This is a genomic window from Dietzia sp. NPDC055877 (genome assembly GCF_053615975.1).
Genome location: NZ_JBSHCV010000013.1, coordinates 42,943 through 62,084, shown reverse-complemented (window position 1 = coordinate 62,084; position 19,142 = coordinate 42,943). Strand labels below are relative to the sequence as shown.

Genomic DNA, 19,142 nt, shown 5'->3' with positions numbered 1-19,142 from the left:
ATGAGCGAGAACACCGCCCACCACGCCGACCCTTCCCCCCACGCCGATCACGACGCACTCATCGAGGTCTCCGGCCTGACGATGAGCTACGGCCCGACCCGCGCCCTCGACGAACTGACCATGACACTGCGGCCCGGCCGGATCGTGGGGCTGCTCGGCGAGAACGGCTGCGGCAAGACGACACTGCTCAAGATCCTCGCCGGCGTGCTGTCCGGATACTCGGGCGACGTGCGCATCGCCGGCCACGCCCCGGGCCCCGAGTCCAAGGCGCTCGTGTCCTTCCTGCCGGACACCAGCTTCCTGCCCGATTCCGCCCGAGTGACCTACTGCCTGGGCCTCTACAACGACTTCTTCGCAGACTTCCAGCTCGAGAAGGCGCGCGATCTCATCGGCTTCTTCGGCCTGAGCGAGACCTCGCGACTCAAGGAGATGTCCAAGGGCATGCGCGAGAAGGTGCAGATCGCGCTGGCCATGTCCCGCGACGCCCGCGTCTACCTGCTGGACGAGCCGATCTCGGGCGTCGACCCGGCCGCGCGCGACCTGATCGTGGACGGCATCGTGCGCAACCTCTCGGAGGACTCGCTGCTGCTGATCTCCACGCACCTCGTGCACGACCTCGAGCCGATCCTCGACGCCGCGGTGATGATGCGCCACGGCCGGGTGCTCCTGCAGGGCGACGCCGACGACCTGCGCCAGAACCACTCCGCCAGCCTCGACCAGATCTTCAAGGAGACGTACCGATGACCACCACACTGCTCAAGCACGAGTGGCTGCGTACGCGCGGAGCACTCGGCATGTACTTCGGCATCACCGTCCTGGTGGGGCTCCTCGGAAGCCTGCTTGGCGCGTCGGGCTGGTCGGTGTTGTCCGTGCTCGGGCTGCTGCTCGCTTTCCTCGCCGTGTTCGTGCTGGTACCCGGCGTCCAACTCCTGCTCGTCGCCGACTACTGGCGGTCGGGCTACGGGCGGACCGGGTACTTCACGCAGTCGATCCCGGTGCGCGGTGCCACCATCTTCCGGGCAAAGCTCCTCTGGGCGGTGCTCGTCTCGCTCGCCGCTGCCATACTCACCGCCCTGCTCGGCTGGATCGTGTGGTGGGCCGTGGCGATCACCTCGGGTATCACGTCGCCGTCGGTCGCGGTGATCGGCGACATCATGGCGGACCTCGCGGAGATCGCGCCCGCCTGGATGATCGTCGCGGGTGCGGTTCTGATGCTCGCCTCGTTCCTGGTGTGGCCGATCTACTACTACTTCGCCGTCTCCGTCGGTCACGAGAACCGTTTCGCGGGAATGGGTGCCGCGGGCCCGATCGTGGTGTTCGTCGTGCTCTACGTCGGCATGCAGCTGGCGTCCCTCCTCGGCATGGTCGCGATCCCGCTCGGCATCGGGATGGAGGGCGACCGCCTGGGCCTGGTCTCGTTCAACGTTCTGGACGAGATGACCGTGGGCACCGCCAACAGCGAGGCGATGCCCATCGGGTTCCTGGCGACCATGGGGCTCATCCTGGTGTTCTGCGCCTGGCGCACGGTCCGATCCTGGAATCACAAGGTAGCCCTGCGCTGATTCGACCTACGCTGACCCACCGTGAGCTGGCCGGCCCCGTCATCGCCGAGAGCGTTCCGCACGCATCGCCCGAGAGGGAAGTGTGCGGAACGCTCTTCGCGTTGCCGGGGCGTCCGCGGTCGTACAGTGAACCGCTGATCGTCGCAGGCCGCCGGGCCCCCGGCACATCAGCCAGGACGTGCGCGTTCGGCCGACCCGGCGCGAGGGTTCCGTAGACGAACAGCTGCTCGGGCATCGGGGTCTTCTCCTATTGCAGGCCGACCGTTGCGATCACTCTGCCACCACCGCCCAGCCGCTGGTCATCTCGGTGAGGAACTCCGGAAGTCGCCGCAGGATCCGGTTCTGCTCGGCCCGCTCGCGGAACACCACGCCGAGCACCTGCTTAGCCTCGGCGGGCCGGTCCTGGACCAACTCGCGATAGCGCGGTACGAGGTCCTGCTCGATGTACTCCCAGCGCGGCCAGCGGTCAGCCCAGTTGAACGCCGGCAGCGGGGTGTGGACGGTCATCGGCCGCCCGTCCACCTGCGCCTGCACGGTCAGTGGCCGAAACTGTCCGAGACTACGGGCGCCGGGGATGTCGGGGCTGCCCCCGACGGTCGTGATGTAGGTCAGCACGCGCCCCACATCGTCGCGGCCCAACACCGCGTCGCGGCCCGCCGCTGTGCTCCCGTCGCGGCCCGCCGCTGTGCTCCCGTCGCGGCCCGCCGCGGTGGCGTCCCACTGGTCGGCGATGATCTGGTTCTGCTCGCGCGACGCCATCCGTACCAGCGCCTCGGCCAGGTTCGCAGGACCGCCGGCGTCGACCATGCGCCAGGCGTCGACCACGTACCCGTCGTAGGCCCCGCCCGCCGCGAGCTCCTCGACGGCGGGCAACCCCTCGGCGGCGTACGCCTCGTGCGCGGGAATCATGTCCATGAAGATGTGTCGCTGCATCACCAACAGGCGGTGCAGGTACCAGTCGATGTCCGCGCGGGTGAGCGTTGGGCCGACCGTGGCCAGCAGTCGGACATCCTCGGGCATCTCGCGTGCGAGTTCCCACGGAAGGTCGTTGAGCGCGCCGCCGACGGCGGCGCCCAGCTGGTGCACGGCCGGCACGGTGAGCAGCTGTCCGACCTCCTCGAGATCCCAGAAACCGGCGGCGAACGACATCCCCGCGAGCCCGGCCATCCCCGTCCAGAAGTAGTCGTCGCGCGAGTTCGCCAGCCGCAGGTAGTTCACGTACACCTTGTCGACGTTCTCGAGGTTGGCGGCGAGCCCGCGCTCGGGCACCCAGTGTTGTAGGTCGATCCCGGCTTTCTCGGCACCCACCGCGAGCCAGTACTGGCGCGCGAGCGTGGCGTAGCGCGCAGGATCGACTCCCGACCCGCGTGCGCGGTCGAGCATCGGCCGCAGCGTCGCGCTGTCGGTCGGCAGGGACGAAGCGAAGCCGCCACTCCATTCTCCGTGGGGATTGTCCTCGACCACGTCGAGCGAGGCCGCGGCCGGCGTCGAGTAGGGGACCGGTGGGTCCCCGGCCGCCGCCGGCGCGGCTCCGATTGTCGCCACCATCGCGACGACGACGACGAGCTTCGCCACCCACACCCCGGTCACTCCGGCCATGTGCCCACCACCTCGTATCTGTGTTGGATGTCACATATATCCCATGCGGTGGGTGCTGTGGCTCTGTTCGCGCGAGATCGGCGGTCGCGGGGCGTTGGGTCGCGGAGAGTGGGGTCGCGCGGTGGACTGCGGTCAGTCGGTGCCGTCCGCCAGTAGCCCGTAGAGCCGCTTGCGTAGTGCGACGAGCTCGTCGGTGGCCGCGGCCCCGATCGCCTCATCGCCCGTCTGGGCCACCGCGCGAACCGCCATCGCGGCATCGCCGAAGGCCTTCCACAACTCGGCATTCCCGCCGAGCCGCGAAGCGGCCTCCTCCGTGGCGTCGTCCCAGGGGGCCGGGCGGTCCGCCAGCTCGTCAATCTCGGCCCGGCCGGCATCGGTGAGCTGGTAGTGCTTGGGCCCTGCGTCCTCGGCGGGGCCGATCAGTCCCTCGTCCTCGAGGAGGGCGAGGGCCGGGTACACCGCTCCGGAGCTGGGGCGCCAGGTTCCGCCGCTACGCTCCGCGAGCTGGCGGATGATGCCGTAGCCGTTCATGGGGCCCTCCGCGAGGAGTAGCAGGGTGCCATGGCGGACGTCTCCGCGGCGCCGTCGCCGGGACGGCCCGCGCCGCCCACCGTGGCCCTCCCCGAACCGGCCCGCCCCACCGAAGGGGCCTTCGGGTCCGAACGGCCCGCCGGGACCGAACGGCCCGCCCGGGCCGAATGGCCCACCGGGGCCGAAGGGGCCGCCGGGGCCCCCGTGCTCACCGTGGCCGTGCGGCCGCCCGTGGCCATGGCCACGGCCGCCGCGGCGCGGGTGGCCGCCCCGGCGGTGGCCGGCGAATCCGCCTCCATCGCCGTGTCCGGACGGGCCGAAGCCCTCCGGGTTGAACATGACGTCGTTGCTTCGCATCGAACGTCTCCTCTCGTGTTCTGGGTGCCCTGATGGCACCCGGCTGGATACGAGTATCAACGACATCTAGAAGAATGTCAACGACATATCGTTAACTGACGTCAGTGGGATTGGTTCCCGGGATGGACAGGACAGTATCCGCCTGCGGGAACAAGCAACGATGACCGTGCGTTAACCAACTACGAGTGATTCGTCGGTATCCCGGCGGGGCCTCTCGACAACCGACCTCCCCCGACACACCCGAAGGGACCCCGATGCGCAAGAGCAGCAACCCGGTCTTCAGCTCACTGTCAGAGTCGAGCGCCAAGGGCGCCACACAGTTCGGTGGCGCCGGGCAGGCCGCCTTCCAGCAGGGTCAGTATGGCCAGCAGGGCTTCGGCGCGCAGCCCGGCTACGCGGCACAGCAGCCGCAGTTCGCCACCGACGACCGCCCCATGACGATCGACGACGTCGTTTCCAAGACCGGGATCACCCTGGGCGTCATCGGCGTGATCGGCATCATCGCCTACTGGCTGTCGATCTCGGCGGGATTGGCCATGCCGCTGCTGCTCGTCGGCGGCATCGGCGGGTTCATCACCGTTCTGGTCGCCACCTTCGGCCGCAAGATGGACTCGGCGCCCGTCACCCTGGTCTACGCAGCGTTCGAAGGTCTGTTCATCGGCGCCGTCTCGCACGTGTTCACCATGAACATCGCGGGTGCCAGCGCCGGGGTCGTGATCGGCCAGGCCGTGCTCGGCACGTTCGGCGTGTTCGCCGGCATGCTGTTCGTCTACAAGACCGGCGCCGTCCGCGTGACCCCCAAGTTCACGCGCTTCATGACCGCCGCGATCATCGGCGTCCTGGTACTCATGCTCGGCAACTTCGTCGGCGCGATGTTCTTCGGCTTCAACCCGCTGCGTGACGGCGGCACCATCGCGATCATCTTCTCGCTGGTGTGCATCGGCCTCGCCGCGTTCAGCTTCCTGATGGACTTCGACAATGCCGACCGCCTCGTGCGCGCCGGCGCCCCGGCGAAGATGGCCTGGGGCGTCGCCCTCGGTCTGGCCGTGACCCTGGTCTGGCTGTACATCGAGATCCTGCGCCTGATGAGCTACTTCCGCGACTGACCTCGTACGCGTCCGGGAACGCCGAGGCCCCACCCGGGGCCCGCCTCACCCCGGACTGAAACCGCACGGCCTCGGCCCCCATCAGGGAGCCGAGGCCGTGCGCCGTTTCACGGGAGGCCTTGGGTTCGACCGGTGGCCTGGTGCTTCGGCTGCGTCTCACGGGTGGCGTCGGCAGCGCGGCTGACGGCACTGCGGCTGATGGCACCGCGGCCGACGGCCGACGGTCGAGGGGAGCGGCCCCGGCCCCCTCGAGACAGGGAGCGGGGGCCGCTGTCATGTACCGCGCTCAGCGTGGCCGGCAGCAGTTCGATACAACGAAAAGAGCGTTCCGCTCACGTTTCCCGAGAGGGCGTGAGCGGAACGCTCTTCGCGATGGCGGGTCGCACGTTGCCCGCCGCGCTGGGGATCAGCTGAGGCGCTCGAGCACCATCGCCATGCCCTGGCCACCGCCGACACACATGGTCTCGACGCCGAACTGCTTGTCCTCGGCCTGCAGGTTGTTGATGAGCGACGCGGTGATGCGGGCGCCGGTCATGCCGAACGGGTGGCCCAGCGCGATGGCGCCACCGTTGACGTTGAGCTTGTCCTCCTCGATGCCGAGCTCACGGGCCGAGCCGAGCACCTGTACGGCGAACGCCTCGTTGATCTCGAACAGGTCGATGTCGGAGATCTGCTTGCCGGCGATCTTCAGGGCGTTCTTGACGGCCTGGATCGGCCCGAGGCCCATGATCTCCGGCGACAGGCCGGACACGCCGGTGGAGACGACGCGCGCGAGCGGGGTGAGACCGAGCTCCTTGGCCTTGGTGTCGGACATGATCACCAGGGCGGCGGCGCCGTCGTTGAGCGGGCAGCAGTTGCCGGCCGCGACGGTGCCGTCGGGACGGAAGACCGGCTTGAGCTGCGAGATCTTCTCGTAGGTGGTGCCGGGCCGCGGGCCGTCGTCAGCGGTGACGACGGTGCCGTCGGGCATGGTCACCGGGGTGATCTCGTTGGCGAAGTGGCCACGCTCGACGGCCTCGACGGCGCGGTTCTGCGACCGCACGCCCCAGTGGTCCTGCTCCTCGCGGGTGATGCCGGTGATCTGCGCGACGTTCTCGGCGGTCTGGCCCATCGGGATGTAGACGTCCGGCAGGATGCCCTGGTCGCGCGGGTCGGTCCACACGTCGGCGCCACCCTCGGCGCGCTTGGCGGTGCGGGCCTCGGCGTCGGCGAAGATCGGGTTGTGGGTGTTCGGGATGTGGTCCGAGGTGCCGTACTGGAAGTTGGAGACGGTCTCCACACCGGCGGAGATGAACACGTCGCCCTCGCCGGCCTTGATCGCGTGCAGCGCCATACGGGTGGTCTGCAGCGACGACGAGCAGTAGCGGTTGACGGTGGTGCCGGGGACGGTGTCCATGCCGGCGAGCACCGAGACGACGCGGGCCATGTTGAAGCCCTGCTGGCCGCCGGGCAGACCGTTGCCCAGCATCAGGTCGTCGATCTGGGTGGGGTCGAGCTCGGGCACCTTGGCCAGGGCCGCCTTGACCATCTGGGCGGTGAGGTCATCCGAGCGGATGCCCACGAGGGAACCCTTGTTGGCGCGCCCGATGGGGGAACGGGCGTAAGAGACGATCACGGCTTCCGGCATGGAAGGCTCCTTCTTTGTCAGGTGAGTGCTCTGTATCTGGTGAGAGCACCGTGCGGTCGGGTCAGTCTGCGGGACCAGGGTCCTCCCGCGCGGGGCGGGCCAACCTGAGGATGCGGCTCCGGCGTCGGAGGGTGTCCGCGGCCTCGCGGGCGTCCCCCGTGTTCTCCGGGTCGCCGTCCACGTTCTCATTATGCAGGAACGTGTTCTCGTCCTGACCTTCCGCGTCCTCGTGGTTGCGGACGAAGTCGGTCAGACGCGTGGTGAGCCGGGCGACCACGGAGTCGCGGTGCGGGCCGACCTCGGCGGCGGCCTCGGTCTCGTCCAGCGCCGCGGCGGCCTCCCCGGCGCCCTGCGGCGCCGACTCCTCGGGCGCCTCGTCCCACACGCCGAGCGCCACGCACACCGCGGGCAGCAGCAGGCCGGCGGAGAGTTCGTAACCGGCGGAGTTGGGGTGGAAGCGATCGGGGGAGAACAGGCTCTCGCCGCGTCGGTGGAACTCGGGCGCCAGGGTCTGGGCCAGGGACACGGGCACGCCGCCGGCCTTGCGTACCTGGACGGCCTGCGCGGACGCCAGTCGCCGGCTGAGGGTGGCCATGACCGAACGCAGCGGCTGGGGGACCGGCTTGATGATCCCCAGGTCGGGGCAGGTGCCCACCACCACGTGTGAGCCCCCCTCGCGTAGCGCGTGCACGGCCTCACCGACGCGCCGCGCCGACGGGCCGATCCCGTTGCGTGCGGTGATGTCGTTGCCGCCGATGAGGATCACGGAGATGTCCGGGTCGCCGTGGGCGATCTGCATGGCCTCGACCTGGCCGGGCAGGCCCTTGGAGGTGGCGCCGACGATCGCCTTGATGCTCAGCCGCACGTTCAGGCCTGATTCCTCGGCCAGGCCGCGCGCGATCAGCACGCCGGGCAGCTCGGCGGCCGAGTCGGCGCCCAGGCCGGCGGCGAGCGAGTCGCCGAACACCATCATGTGGACGTCGCACTCCATGCCGGGCCGCCACGGCTCCGGCGTCGCGGCGCCGGGTCGGTAGAGACCGTCGCCCCCGAAGGGGCGACCGGTGGGCTTGGGGATCACGCGGCGTGCGATCCGCGCCTGCTGCGCCAGGACCTCGTAGGCGCCGCGGTAGACGCCGACCGTCCCCACGGCCACCAGCGCGAGGCTCACCACGAGGCGGCGGGCCGGATCGTCGGTCTCGCTCATCGCGCGTGTCGTCTCCCCTCGCGGTTCTGGGTCGCGGTGTGGTGGCGGACCGCGGTGTGGTGCCGCGCTCCGGTGCGGTGGCGCGCGGCCGGGGCCGCCGGTGTGGCCGCGAGCGCCCGGGCCTGCTGTGCCAGTTCGACGATAGCCCGGCGGCTCTGCGCGGGCCCTCCGGACAGGTCGACGGGGTATTCGACGATCGAGATGTCGGTGTGGACGATCCGCCGCGGCTGTGGAGCGTCGTCGCGGCGCTGCGCCGGGTAGATAAGGTAGGCCCGGTCCACGCCGAGTGCGGTACAGGCGGCCAGAAGCCGGTAGTGCTCGGCGGCGCGGGCGCGCCGGTCGGTGGGGTAGGTGGCGACGAACGTGGTGACCGGGTCACCGTCGACCTCGTAGACCAGGCCGGTGCGCACGGAGATGTGGTCGCCGTCGTCGGCGGGCGCGCGGTGTCGGCCGGGGGCGGCGCGGTGGCGTCCCGCGCTGTCGTCGTCGGTTCCGTCCTCGGCCTCGCCCGTGTCGTCGGGGCCCGCCTCGGTTCCGGACGACAGGTCGACGACGGGGTTCTGCAGCAGACGACCACCGTGACCGTGCAGCGCGGCGGTCAACTCGGATTCCACGAAACGCTCGAACAGGGCCGGCATCTCGGTCACGAACGCGGCCGAGGAGGCGTGCCCGTCCTCGACCTCCACCGAGATACGTCGAACGATCCGGTCCGCCAGCGCGAGTGCGTCCTGGTAGCGGGCGTTGAGCCGCGACGGTGTCCAGGCGGGCACCGGCGCGCCCTGTGGGATGAGCGAGGCGTCGGCCAGGCGGGCGTCGACCATCGCCAGGCGGCGCCGGGTGTTGTCCGGCAGGTCCGGCAGGAACTGCAGTCGATGCGCGGCGGTGCGCAGAATCCGGTTCTCGGCGATGTCCGGGGTGAACTCCGAGTACGAGACCTCGAGCGGGATGGTCATGCCCGGCCGGCGGCGGATCTGGTCGCCCAGGCGGATCCGCCCCCGCACGGTCGTGAGCGACTCGTCGACGCGGCGGTACCCGCGCAGCAGTCCGGGAGCCAATGCCTGGTGCGCCAACCGGGCCATGGACTCGGCGACGGAGACCCACAGCTCGTCGTCGTCACGTGCCTGGACGGCCGACGGCAGGAAGGCGTCGTCGGCCGCGTGGTCCAGGAGGAAGAACAGCTGGGTCAGCCCCAGGCTCGCGGCGGGCATGACCCGAACGGACAGCCCCTCGACGCGCACCGAGCCCACGGCCCCGCTGGGAATCAGACGCCAGGTGTCGCGACCGGCGGGCAGGACCTCCACCAGTCGCGTCTGGGAGAGGTGGTGGGCACCCTCCCAGCTCAGGGTGACGAGCTTTCCGCGGCGGTCGAACTCGTCGAACTCGAGGGCCAGAGACGTTGCCGCCGAGCCCGTCGAGGGTGCGGTCATGCCCGGCCGATCTTCCGGCGCAGCGCCGCCAGACCGAACCGTTCATGGACCTCCGCGCGGGTGAGCCGACCGTAGTAGTGCTCCTCGAGCAGGGGGAGCAGGTCGAAGCGCCAGATGGCCTCCAGGCCTCCGGGTTCGGTGGCCTCGTCCTTCATGAAATACGAGGGGCCGATGCGCAGGTCGCGGTCCGAGTCGTCCATCTCCGAGTTGAGCGCCTCGAGCAGGTCGGCCGGCTCCGTGCTTGCGTCGCGCGCCTCGAGGTGCCGGCGAAGCACGCCCGCGACCGGCGGGGTGTCGGGGTGCAGTTCCATGAACGCGAACCGACGGCGGATGGCGGCGTCGACCATCGCGATGGACCGGTCGGCGGTGTTCATGGTGCCGATGATGAACAGGTTGCGCGGCAGCCGGAACGAGGTGTCCGGGCTGTACTGCGGCAACACGGTGCGGTCGCGGTACTCGAGCAGGAAGTACATCTCGCCGAACACGCGCGCCAGGTCCGCGCGGTTCATCTCGTCGATGATGAGGAAGCTCGGGTGGTCCCGCCCGGACTCGGACGTCGCACGCGCGGCCTGCCGGCGCAGCGGGCCCGCCTGCAGTGCGAAGCCCGGCTGGCCGGACCCGGTGAGCGTGGGGCGGTAGCCCTCGAAGAAGTCCTCGTAGGCGTAGCTGGGGTGGAACTGCACCAGCTGGACCCGGCTCGGGTCGTCGGCACCCGCCAGGAAACGGGCCAGCTCCTGGGCGAGGTAGGTCTTACCGGTGCCGGGCGGGCCGTAGAACACGATCTGTTGCCGCGACTGCAGGGTGTCGACGATCTCCTGCAGCTCCTCGCGGGGCATGTGCAGACCGTCGGCCAACTCGTCGGTCACCGCGGGCAGTGTGGGCACGGCGCCGGCGGCGGGAGCCTCGGCGATCGCGGACTCGGAGGAGTGGCTCCCCGGGTGCATGGCCGACAGCAGCGCGTCGAGCCCGTCGGTGAGGTCCACGACGGTTCCGGGTTCGCCGATCAACTCCGACAGCGGGCTGGGCAGCGAGTCGAGGTCGAGGGTGACCTCGCTCCACAGCACCGACCGCTCGAGTTGCTGGCCGCCGTCCTCCACGTAACCGAGATCGTCGGTCAGCGTGCCCAGCTGCAGCCGGGCGTCGGCGACGGTGGCCACCACGTCCTGCGGGCTCATCCGGGACAGGAAGGTGTGCAGTTCGGCGGTGAGCTGGAAACGGGCCTGGTAGTCGAGGTGCGGGTACCCCTGCTCGACTGCCTGGGAGACCTCGAGGCGGCTGGCGTGGGCCGGGATCCGCGGGAGATGGGAGGCGGGCAGGGCGATGCGGTTCTGCGTTACCCACTGGCCGGCCTGCCCGACCCCGCCGCGGCCCGGGCGCACGAGCCACGCCCGCCGCGAGTGGTCGTCGCGGTGCCGCTGCCACTGGTTGGCCACCGAACCCCGGTACCAGTCGACCGGCTGGCCGAGCTGGGCGGACAGGACCTCGGAGATCCGGTGCAGGTCCTGATCGATGTCCAGCTCGTCGATCCCGGACGGGCCGCTGATGAGGTCGGCGAAGGCATCGCGGATGCGGGTCTTGTGCTCGTGCTTGACGATCGGCTGGAAGTGGCCCGGCCACACGAGATACTGCAGGCTGTAACGGATCGCCCGCCAGTCGCCGGGAGTGGAGCGGGCGGCGCGCTGGAACTCCCACGGGTCGCTGAGCGCGGCGTCGCGCACCGAGGCGTCGAGCTCCGCCCAGTGGATGATGAACGAGCACAGCCAACGCAGGTGCTCGCGCATCTGGACGTTGAAGCCCAGCCCGCCGGTCAGCGGGCCCCGCTCGGTGAGTACCTCGTCCAGGTCCGCGGGGATCTCCGGGGGGTTCTCGGTCCACGACAGGACGTCGCGGACACGTCCACGCTTGAGGCGGGCAGTCACCGTGGACAGCGGCAACTGTTGGATGTAGAGCAGCTCGGCGGCCAGCAGCACGACGGGCCGTGGCGCGCCCTCGAGCTGGTCGTGCAGCGCCTGCATGACGGGGGAGCGCATGGACTCGCCCGCCGACTCGTCCGGATCGGCGTCGAGTCGGCGGGCGAGCTCCTCTGCGACCTCGGGGGTCCACGTGTACAGGTCTTCCTCGAACGGCGACTGGCCTGTGCGCAGCGCCGGACCCAGAACCCGCCCGGCCGCCGCTTCGATCTTCGGCGCGGGGCCGAGGGGCCTGTCGTGGGAACCGTCTGACACGTGGAACTCCTGCTACACCGGCGCGGAATCGGGTCCGATAATCCGGCCCGACATTCGTGGAAAACCTACCACCGGGAGGCGGTCGGAGACCGTCAGCTCTGGTACGGCTCCGCGGTCACGACGGTGACGGACACGGTCTTGCCGTTGGGTGCGGTGTACTCGCGGGTCTCGCCGACCTTGGCGCCGAGGATGTTCTTGCCGAGCGGCGACTCCGGGGAGTAGATCTCCAGGTCGTCCTTGCCGGAGCCCTCACCGCGGGTGCCGATGAGGAAGGTCTCCTTGGTGTCCTCGTTGCCGTTGTAGTAGGCGCGGACGACGGATCCGATGAGTGCGACGCCGGACTCGGTGGGGGCCTCACCGACCTGGGCGTTGGCCAGCAGGTCGTCGATCGTGCGGATCCGGGCCTCTTCCTGGCCCTGCTGTTCGCGCGCGGCGTGGTAGCCGGCGTTCTCCTTGAGGTCGCCCTCCTCGCGCCGCTCGTTGATCTCGGCGGCGATCAGGGGGCGGTTCGCGATGAGCGCCTCCTTCTCGGCCGAGAGGCGGTCGTACGAGTCCTGGGTCAGCCAGTGGACCTGGGTGTCGTTCGCCATGGGGCGCACTCCAATCTGTGTTTCGCCGTGCAGGTAAGAAAAACACGGCCCCGCCAAAGGGAGCCGTGCTGATGCAACCGATGCTAACACAGGGCCGGTCGCCCAACAGGCTAGCGCCGCAGGTAGTCGGGGATGTCGTTGCCACACCCGTACACGTCGCCCATGTACGCGCGCCCGGTCGTGGCGATCTCGGCATCGACCTGCACGGTGCCGTTGTCGGAGGGGGGGACGTAGACCTCGCGGCGGCCGAGTTCGCCCTTGGACTGGTCCTGCGCGCGGACGATGCAGTATGCGGCCTCGCCCGGCTCGTCGCGGGTGACGGTCATCGACATGCGCATGGACTGCTCGTCGATCACCTCGACGCCGATCACCTCGCTGGTGATGGAGGGCGTGGCGTTGAGGCGGTAGATGGTGAACCCACCGGCCACCAGGAGCGCGAGGACGAGCGCCACGAGGAACCCGGCGACGACCTTGCCCATGAACCCGGACCGCTCGTCGACCCCGTCATATCGCCCCTCGGGGAGGGCAGGGGGACGCGGCGACGTGGCGTCCGACCTCGGCTCACTCATGCCCCCAGGCTATCGGGGGCGGGTCGGCGGGGCCGCCCGGGGGCATCTCCGGCGCGGACGACCCTAGAATGGGGCGGTCACACTAGCGCGAGCACAGAACGGCAGGTGCCACGATGGCCGGTCTCCGGCTGATGGCGGTTCACGCCCATCCCGACGACGAGGCGTCCAAGGGGGCCGCGACCATGGCCAGGTACGCGGCCGAGGGTGTCCGCGTCCTGGTGGAGACCTGCACCGGGGGTGAGCGTGGCGACATCCTCAACCCGGCGATGGACCGCCCGGACATCACCGCGGACCTACCTGCCGTGCGGCGCCGCGAGATGGCGCGCGCGGCCGACATCCTGGGCGTCGACCACCACTGGTTGGGGTTCGTGGACTCGGGGTTGCCCGAGGGCGACCCCCTGCCGCCGCTGCCCGAGGGATGTTTCGCCCTGGTCGACGACGACGAGGCGACCGGGGCCCTGGTCCGCAGGATCCGGGAGTTCCGGCCGCACGTGATGATCACCTACGACGAGAACGGTGGGTATCCCCACCCGGATCATCTGAAGGTGCATTCAGCATCGATGGCCGCCTACGAGGCCGCCGCCGATCCCACCCGCTATTCGGAGGCCGGCGACCCGTGGGCGATCGCCAAGGTCTATTACACGCACGGCTTCCCCAAGAGCCGCCTGCAGTTGCTGGACGACGAGCTGTACGCCCGGGACGGGGTCCGCCACTTCGAGGAGTTCCTGTCCCGCTGGGGCGACCGCCCGGACATCATGGAGCGGGTCACCACGCGCGTGGAGTGTGCGGGCTACTTCGAACAGCGAAACTCGGCGCTGCTGGCGCATGCCACCCAGATCGACCCCAACGGCTGGTTCTTCGCGGCCCCGGTGGAGATGCAGCAGCGGGTCTGGCCGACCGAGGAGTTCGAGCTGGCCGCCAGCCGGGTGGGCTCGCCGGAGCTCGGTGAGGGACAATACGAGGCAGACCTGTTCGAGGGCGTCGACCCGCACGTCGACCTGCCAGTCGGACCGAGCACGAGTGAGGACCCGCGATGATCACCCTGGGGCCCGAAGTCCAGATTCTGGCGTACGAGTCGGCGATGGTGCTGGCGCAGAACCAGTCGCCGGGCACGCCTGGGTACAACGACAACCCGCTCGGACCGGAGTTCGGTAAGGCGTCGCCGATCGGCATCCCGGTGGTACTGCTCCTGCTGATCGCCACGATCCTGCTGATCCGCAACATGAACAAGCACATCAAGGGTCTGCCGGAGAGTTTCGACGCCGAGCACCCGGAGGCGGATCAGCTCGCCGACGAGGGCACGGACCGTGCCGGTGTGGAAGGCGACGAGGTCCAGGATCGCTCCTGAGCCCCGCCCCGTGTCGCTGACCTGATCAGCGGCCCAACAGATCTCCCATGGGCACGAAGTCGCCGAACTCGTCGTCGTCGGTCCTTCGTCCCCGGCCCGCGTCGGCGCGGGTGGGTGCCACGGCGCCGGCCGTCACGCCGGCGAAGCGCAACATGTAGTCACCCAACTCGGTTCCGACGCGCGCCGTCCGGGAGGCCAGCGAGTTCTCGTCGGCGGCGGTGGTCACCGCGCCGAAGTCCTCGCTCGCGGCGAACACCGTGGTGGGCACGACGTCGGCCTTGAGATAGGCGAACATCGGCCGCAGCGCGTAGTCGATCGCCAGCGAGTGTCGCGCGGTGCCGCCGGTCGCGCCGAGCGCCACGGGGACGCCGGTGAGGGTGCCGGGTTCGATCACGTCGAACAGTGCCTTGAACAGGCCCGAGTACGACTGGTTGTAGGTCGGCGTCACCGCGATCACGCCGTCGGCGCGTCCGATCTCCTCCACTGCGACCTTGAGTTTGTCGCCGGGGAACCGCGTGAAGGTGGCGTCGACGATCTCGTGCGCGAGCTCCCGCACCTCCAGGACCGTCACGTGGACGTCCTGGCCGTGCCGCGCCAGCGCGTCACGGGTGGCCTTGGTGAGCTGGTCGGCGAGCATCCTGGTGCTGGAGGGCACCGAGGTCCCTGCGGCGACGACGACGAGGTTCAGCGGCCGTTCGCCGGCGGGGTTGGTGGCGTGGGTGTTCACTTGTTCTCCTTCCCGGCCTGCGACTGCTCGAGGCGGGTCTGGTTGCGGCGGTCGCGGGCCAGGGACTGCTCCTGGGCGCGTTGACCGCCCTCGACGGTCAGGCCCGTCCAGTTGTCGCCGGTGCCGAAGCGGTAGGCGTCGTTGTAGGCGGGCTCGCCGGACGCGGCCAGTTCGGCGTCGCGGGCGGCGACCCGGCCGGCGTGGGTGGGTCCGTCCGGCACGTGGGCCGGGCGCAGGGCGTCCAGCTCGCGGCGCAGTACGGGCACGATCTCGGTGCCGAGGATCTCGATCTGCTCGAGGACCGTCTTCCGCGGCAGGCCGGCGTGGTCGACCAGGAACATCTGGCGCTGATAGTCGCCGACGTGCTCGCGCATCGTCATGTAGCGGTCGATGATCTGCTGCGGCGAGCCCACCGTGAGCGGGGTCTGTGCGGTGAAGTCCTCCAGCGACGGGCCGTGGCCGTAGACGGGGGCGTTGTCGAAGTAGGGGCGGAACTCGTTGACGGCGTCCTGGCTGTTCGCGCGGGCGAAGAACTGCCCGCCCAGGCCGACGATCGCCTGGTCGGCGGAGCCGTGGCCGTAGTGCTCGTAGCGGCGGCGGTACAGCTCGACCATCTGCTTGGTGTGGCTGATCGGCCAGAAGATGTTGTTGTGGAAGAAGCCGTCACCGTAGAAGGCGGCCTGCTCGGCGATCTGCGGGGAGCGGATCGAGCCGTGCCACACAAACGGGGCCACGCCGTCGAGCGGGCGCGGGGTCGAGGTGAACTGCTGGAGCGGCGTGCGGAACTTGCCCTCCCAGTCCACGACGTCCTCGTTCCAGAGTCGGTGGAGCAGTTCGTAGTTCTCGATGGCCAGCGGCAGGCCCTGGCGGATGTCCTGGCCGAACCACGGGTACACCGGGCCGGTGTTGCCGCGGCCCATCGTCAGGTCCACCCGGCCGCCGGCCAGGTGCTGGAGCATGGCGTAGTCCTCGGCGATCTTCACCGGGTCGTTGGTGGTGATCAGCGTGGTGGCCGTCGAGAGGATGATCTCGGAGGTCCTGCCCGCGATGTAGCCGAGCGTCGTGGTGGGGGAGGACGTGACGAACGGCGGGTTGTGGTGCTCGCCCAGCGCGAAGACGTCCAGTCCGACCTGCTCCGCCTGTACCGCGTACTCGACCATCGCCTCCAATCGCTCGTGCTCGGTGGGTATCTCGCCTGTCAGCGGGTCCGGCGTGATGTCGGCGATGCTGAAGACTCCGAACTGCATGGTGATGGCCTCTCGTTTGGTCTGTCGTGATCTGCCTGGGGCGTCGGCCCTATTCTAACTTGCTGACATGTCAAACAAAAGGACCCGGTCTGGTATTCCCGGTCACCTAATGGCTTGCGCTCCGGAACTCCGTCCGGCCGAGAAACGGGTCATCTATGCTGTTGGCGGCCGTGCTGGCGCCCCGGCGCGGCCACGAACCCCTCATGTAGCGCGAGTCCTCGGGCGTCCCCTCCCTCTCGAGTGCGCGTGCAGCGCCTCCGCGCCGTCTTCGTCGCCCTCACCCCGCCCGGGTTCTCCAGCTGCCGGATGAACTGGCAAAGGACAACCGATGATCGGGCATTATCTGACTATCTCGACGACCTCGGCGTGCGACGAGGGGGAGACCTCGTGACGGAGTGGATCGTTCGCCGGTGGGCCCGTTTCGGGCACGACAGGTTGTACGCCGCCACTCCCGGTGGCACTGATCTGGGCTACCTCGACATGAAGACGGGACGTTTCCACTCCGATGACATGTCGAACCTGCCGCTGCTGCGAGCAGCGATAGATGAGCACTTCGACACCTTTGACACCTCCGACACGCAGGCCCGGCAAGGCCCGCCCCCGGCTGGTGTCGTCTCATCAATGCCGACGCCGCCGGGGAGGAGCTGGCGCGACCTCGCTGATGTGCGTGCCGGTGCTGCGGCGCGCGAGTGTGCGTTGGCCGAACGCCGGGCTCAGGGCCGGGTGCGCCACCTGTTGGCCCGGCTCGTCGATGCGAACACGAATGAGCGAGCCTGGCGGATCGGCGCCGATGGCGAGGAGGCGGTCGCCGAACAACTCTCGCGCGTCGGGACTGAGTGGCGAGTCCCGCACGCGGTCCGGGTCGGGGACCGTGGTGCCGATATCGACCACATCGTGATCGGCCCCGGCGGCGTGGTCACAGTGAACGCCAAGCACCACCCGAAGGCGGCGGTGTGGGTGGGCGGAGACACGGTGATGGTCAACGGACGCAGAGTTCCCTACGTACGTAACAGTCGCTACGAAGCCATGCGGGCTTCGTGCATGCTCGCGGAACGAGTCGGCTTCCCGGTCCCGGTGACCGGACTGATCGTCGTGGTGGGCGCCCGCCGCGGGTTCACGGTCAGGGCGCAGCCGACCGATGGCGCGGTCGTGGTGGTGCCGCGTAGGGGCGTCGGCCGGTACCTACGATCCCAGCCCCGGCGAATGGGGCTGCGGGAGATCGATGCGATCCATGAGGTGGCCCGGCGTTCGGACACGTGGCAGCGCTGAGCATGCCGAGCGGGTGGGTGTGCGCTCAAGCGGAGCGGGGATCGCCGCCGACGTCCTCGTGGGAGGGTGGCGCGCCATATGAGGGGCTCCGGCGGTATTGCCGGTCGGCTCCCGGGGGATTGGTGACGTGGTTGTCCTCGGCGATGAGGTGTGCGACGTGTTCTCGCCATTGGTGTTCGAGTATCTGGTCGCGGGCGCGGGCGAGTGGGCCACCGGGGAGCGTTCGGTACTCGTGTCCGGAGCCTGTGATGATGATCAGCTCGCCGAGTGGGCCCGGTCGGTAGGCGTTGTGACCGAATGTCTTCTCGCGATGGTGCTTGCGGCACAGGCAGAGCAGGTTCCACTCGGCTGTCGGGCCGCCTAGGGCGGGGTTCAACTGGTCGAACGCCAGAATATGGTCGACGTCGCAGTCTTTCGCATCGACAGTGCAACCCGGGTGCCGGCAGGTGCCGTCACGAAGACGGATGCGCTCGGCGAGCGCCGCACTGATGACATACTTCAGGCCCGCGTCGGGAGAGTCGAGCGCGCCGGGGGCGGGGTCGACCACCTCGAAGCGCACCTTCGAGTCGCCGCCCGCTAGCAGCTGCTCGCACAGCCAGTCGAAGCTGGCGTACGCGCCTCGGACGAACTCGACCTGGTTGGGTAGGCCCTGCGCACGACCGTCGATGACGGAGATGCGGACCGGCGAGTCGGTGGCCCACGGGCTGCCGGTCGTCTCGTCGCCGAGCGGGTCACACACATCATTCGTGGTGGGGTCGCCGAGCGCGCACAGCGCGTCCGCTCGAAGCTGGTCCCGGGTACGCGGGTGGAGGGCATCCAGTGCGGCCTGGGCGGCCGAGTCGATCCGACGGCGGAGCTTCTCGGCATCAGCTGCGGGCAGATTCGCCCACATGGTGGTCATGCCGTTGGGCCCCGGGCGGAAACGGACTTTGCGCTGTTCATAAGCGGCGGCGCCCGCGTCTTCGCGAGATCCTGGGTCATGTTTGGTCACCGCCGCATCGACAATCGCATCCAGGGCGGTGCGGCTGGGTCTGCTGCCGCCGTCGAGTGCCCGGCCCAGCCTGCGGACTACGTCGGATTCCACGGAACGCACGATCCGGTCGGGCACTTCGGCCAGTCGGCATGCGGTGTCGATGGCGAGCTGCTCGGGGAACAGGCCGTGGGAGACGGAGTCGCGGAGAAGTCGAAGGCGAGTGTGGAGCTGTATGCCGGCGGAAACGAGCCGGGCAGCGTGCCAGCTGGTCAGGCACATTGCGGCGGACAACTCGTTCCTGGCGCGGTCGGCGGGTTCCAGTCGGGCGAACGCCGGACGTGCCGCGGTCTTCTCGGCTTCGTCGGTTCTGCGGAAGGCCTCGACGAGGCGGAAAGCGGCCTCCAGGCGCGTGGCCCCGGCGAGGTTCTGTGCCTTCGTGGCGTGTCGGGCGGCGTCGCTCACCGCATCGGGATCGAGCTCGTCGACGGGGTCCAGGACTGCGCGGAGCGGGCCGGTGGACCCAGGCCTCGTCATGGCCATGCTCACCGCCTCCTCGTCGGTCGAACCGCGACATCGAACGTATGAACTAGTCTACGGGGGAGTAATAGTTAGATCAAGTGTTCGAGCCACTGTTCTCTGGCCCCTGTGATGTCCGCCGGGGCGCGGCCGCCCCGCCGCCGCCCCGATGGGAGGTTCTGTTATGGTGGCCCGCATGTCGAACGCTCGCGCCTATTGGCGCTTTATGTGGGCTCCGGGTGGAGCCCGCGCCGCGAGCGCACGC

Annotated in this window: 18 protein-coding genes; 6 read left to right on the top strand and 12 right to left on the bottom strand. The window is 69.6% G+C overall.

Annotation, left to right across the window (positions count from 1 at the left end; genetic code table 11):
• Positions 1-744, top strand: a complete 744-nt coding sequence (locus ACWGLC_RS13240) for an ABC transporter ATP-binding protein (protein ID WP_452100319.1) — start codon at positions 1-3, stop codon at positions 742-744.
• Complete coding sequence (locus tag ACWGLC_RS13235; protein ID WP_452100318.1) at positions 741-1,562, top strand: hypothetical protein; 822 nt, start codon at positions 741-743, stop codon at positions 1,560-1,562. The genes ACWGLC_RS13240 and ACWGLC_RS13235 overlap by 4 nt, the downstream gene beginning before the upstream one ends.
• Here ACWGLC_RS13235 and ACWGLC_RS13230 read toward each other — a convergent pair.
• The 3 genes from ACWGLC_RS13230 to ACWGLC_RS13220 all read right to left on the bottom strand — a co-directional run bounded on the left by ACWGLC_RS13230 (position 1,498) and on the right by ACWGLC_RS13220 (position 4,049).
• Positions 1,498-1,797, bottom strand: a complete 300-nt coding sequence (locus tag ACWGLC_RS13230; protein WP_452100317.1) for a gamma-glutamylcyclotransferase — start codon at positions 1,795-1,797, stop codon at positions 1,498-1,500. The two genes, ACWGLC_RS13235 and ACWGLC_RS13230, sit on opposite strands and share 65 nt — an antisense overlap.
• Before the next feature lie 35 nt (positions 1,798-1,832).
• On the bottom strand, positions 1,833-3,161 hold the full coding sequence (locus ACWGLC_RS13225) for a hypothetical protein (protein WP_452100316.1): 1,329 nt from the start codon (positions 3,159-3,161) through the stop codon (positions 1,833-1,835).
• Between the two features lie 132 nt (positions 3,162-3,293).
• Positions 3,294-4,049: a PadR family transcriptional regulator gene (locus ACWGLC_RS13220; protein ID WP_452100315.1), complete on the bottom strand. Its 756-nt coding sequence runs from the start codon at positions 4,047-4,049 to the stop codon at positions 3,294-3,296.
• Positions 4,050-4,303: 254 nt separating this feature from the next.
• Between ACWGLC_RS13220 and ACWGLC_RS13215 the strand changes: the two genes are divergently transcribed.
• Complete coding sequence (locus ACWGLC_RS13215; RefSeq protein WP_452100314.1) at positions 4,304-5,155, top strand: Bax inhibitor-1/YccA family protein; 852 nt, start codon at positions 4,304-4,306, stop codon at positions 5,153-5,155.
• Between the two features lie 406 nt (positions 5,156-5,561).
• On the opposite strand, the gene ACWGLC_RS13210 is transcribed toward ACWGLC_RS13215, so the two are convergent.
• The 6 genes from ACWGLC_RS13210 to ACWGLC_RS13185 all read right to left on the bottom strand — a co-directional run bounded on the left by ACWGLC_RS13210 (position 5,562) and on the right by ACWGLC_RS13185 (position 12,797).
• Positions 5,562-6,782: an acetyl-CoA C-acetyltransferase gene (locus ACWGLC_RS13210; RefSeq protein ID WP_230930702.1), complete on the bottom strand. Its 1,221-nt coding sequence runs from the start codon at positions 6,780-6,782 to the stop codon at positions 5,562-5,564.
• Positions 6,783-6,843: 61 nt separating this feature from the next.
• Entirely contained in the window at positions 6,844-7,986 is a 1,143-nt protein-coding gene (locus ACWGLC_RS13205) for an SGNH/GDSL hydrolase family protein (protein WP_452100313.1), read from the bottom strand.
• The gene (locus ACWGLC_RS13200; protein WP_452100312.1) at positions 7,983-9,413 is read right to left on the bottom strand and encodes an McrC family protein; all 1,431 of its coding nucleotides are present in this window, start codon (positions 9,411-9,413) and stop codon (positions 7,983-7,985) included. The genes ACWGLC_RS13205 and ACWGLC_RS13200 overlap by 4 nt, the downstream gene beginning before the upstream one ends.
• The gene (locus ACWGLC_RS13195; RefSeq protein ID WP_452100311.1) at positions 9,410-11,638 is read right to left on the bottom strand and encodes an McrB family protein; all 2,229 of its coding nucleotides are present in this window, start codon (positions 11,636-11,638) and stop codon (positions 9,410-9,412) included. Before ACWGLC_RS13195 ends, ACWGLC_RS13200 begins: the two co-directional genes overlap by 4 nt.
• Positions 11,639-11,730: 92 nt before the next feature.
• Entirely contained in the window at positions 11,731-12,228 is a 498-nt protein-coding gene (gene greA / locus ACWGLC_RS13190) for a transcription elongation factor GreA (protein WP_230930698.1), read from the bottom strand.
• A 110-nt stretch (positions 12,229-12,338) separates the two neighbouring features.
• Positions 12,339-12,797, bottom strand: a complete 459-nt coding sequence (locus ACWGLC_RS13185) for a DUF4307 domain-containing protein (protein WP_295647548.1) — start codon at positions 12,795-12,797, stop codon at positions 12,339-12,341.
• Positions 12,798-12,910: 113 nt separating this feature from the next.
• Between ACWGLC_RS13185 and mca the strand changes: the two genes are divergently transcribed.
• Both mca and ACWGLC_RS13175 read left to right on the top strand, forming a co-directional pair.
• Positions 12,911-13,834 carry a mycothiol conjugate amidase Mca gene (mca, locus tag ACWGLC_RS13180; RefSeq protein ID WP_452100310.1) on the top strand — a complete coding sequence of 308 codons (924 nt, stop codon included), beginning with the start codon at positions 12,911-12,913 and terminating at the stop codon, positions 13,832-13,834.
• Positions 13,831-14,145 carry a hypothetical protein gene (locus ACWGLC_RS13175; protein ID WP_452100309.1) on the top strand — a complete coding sequence of 105 codons (315 nt, stop codon included), beginning with the start codon at positions 13,831-13,833 and terminating at the stop codon, positions 14,143-14,145. The genes mca and ACWGLC_RS13175 overlap by 4 nt, the downstream gene beginning before the upstream one ends.
• Before the next feature lie 25 nt (positions 14,146-14,170).
• On the opposite strand, the gene ACWGLC_RS13170 is transcribed toward ACWGLC_RS13175, so the two are convergent.
• Together ACWGLC_RS13170 and ACWGLC_RS13165 are read right to left on the bottom strand one after the other, a co-directional pair.
• A complete protein-coding gene (locus ACWGLC_RS13170; protein WP_452100308.1) occupies positions 14,171-14,872 on the bottom strand; it encodes a CE1759 family FMN reductase in 702 nt (233 codons plus the stop codon).
• Positions 14,869-16,119: an LLM class flavin-dependent oxidoreductase gene (locus ACWGLC_RS13165; RefSeq protein WP_452100307.1), complete on the bottom strand. Its 1,251-nt coding sequence runs from the start codon at positions 16,117-16,119 to the stop codon at positions 14,869-14,871. Before ACWGLC_RS13165 ends, ACWGLC_RS13170 begins: the two co-directional genes overlap by 4 nt.
• 246 nt (positions 16,120-16,365) lie before the next feature.
• Between ACWGLC_RS13165 and ACWGLC_RS13160 the strand changes: the two genes are divergently transcribed.
• Positions 16,366-17,388 (top strand): nuclease-related domain-containing protein, encoded by a 1,023-nt coding sequence (locus ACWGLC_RS13160; protein WP_452100306.1) that lies wholly within the window; start codon positions 16,366-16,368, stop codon positions 17,386-17,388.
• 25 nt (positions 17,389-17,413) lie between these two features.
• Here ACWGLC_RS13160 and ACWGLC_RS13155 read toward each other — a convergent pair whose 3' ends face one another.
• Positions 17,414-18,901, bottom strand: coding sequence for a DUF222 domain-containing protein (locus ACWGLC_RS13155; protein WP_452100305.1), 1,488 nt, complete (start codon positions 18,899-18,901; stop codon positions 17,414-17,416).
• Between the last annotated feature and the right edge of the window lie 241 nt (positions 18,902-19,142).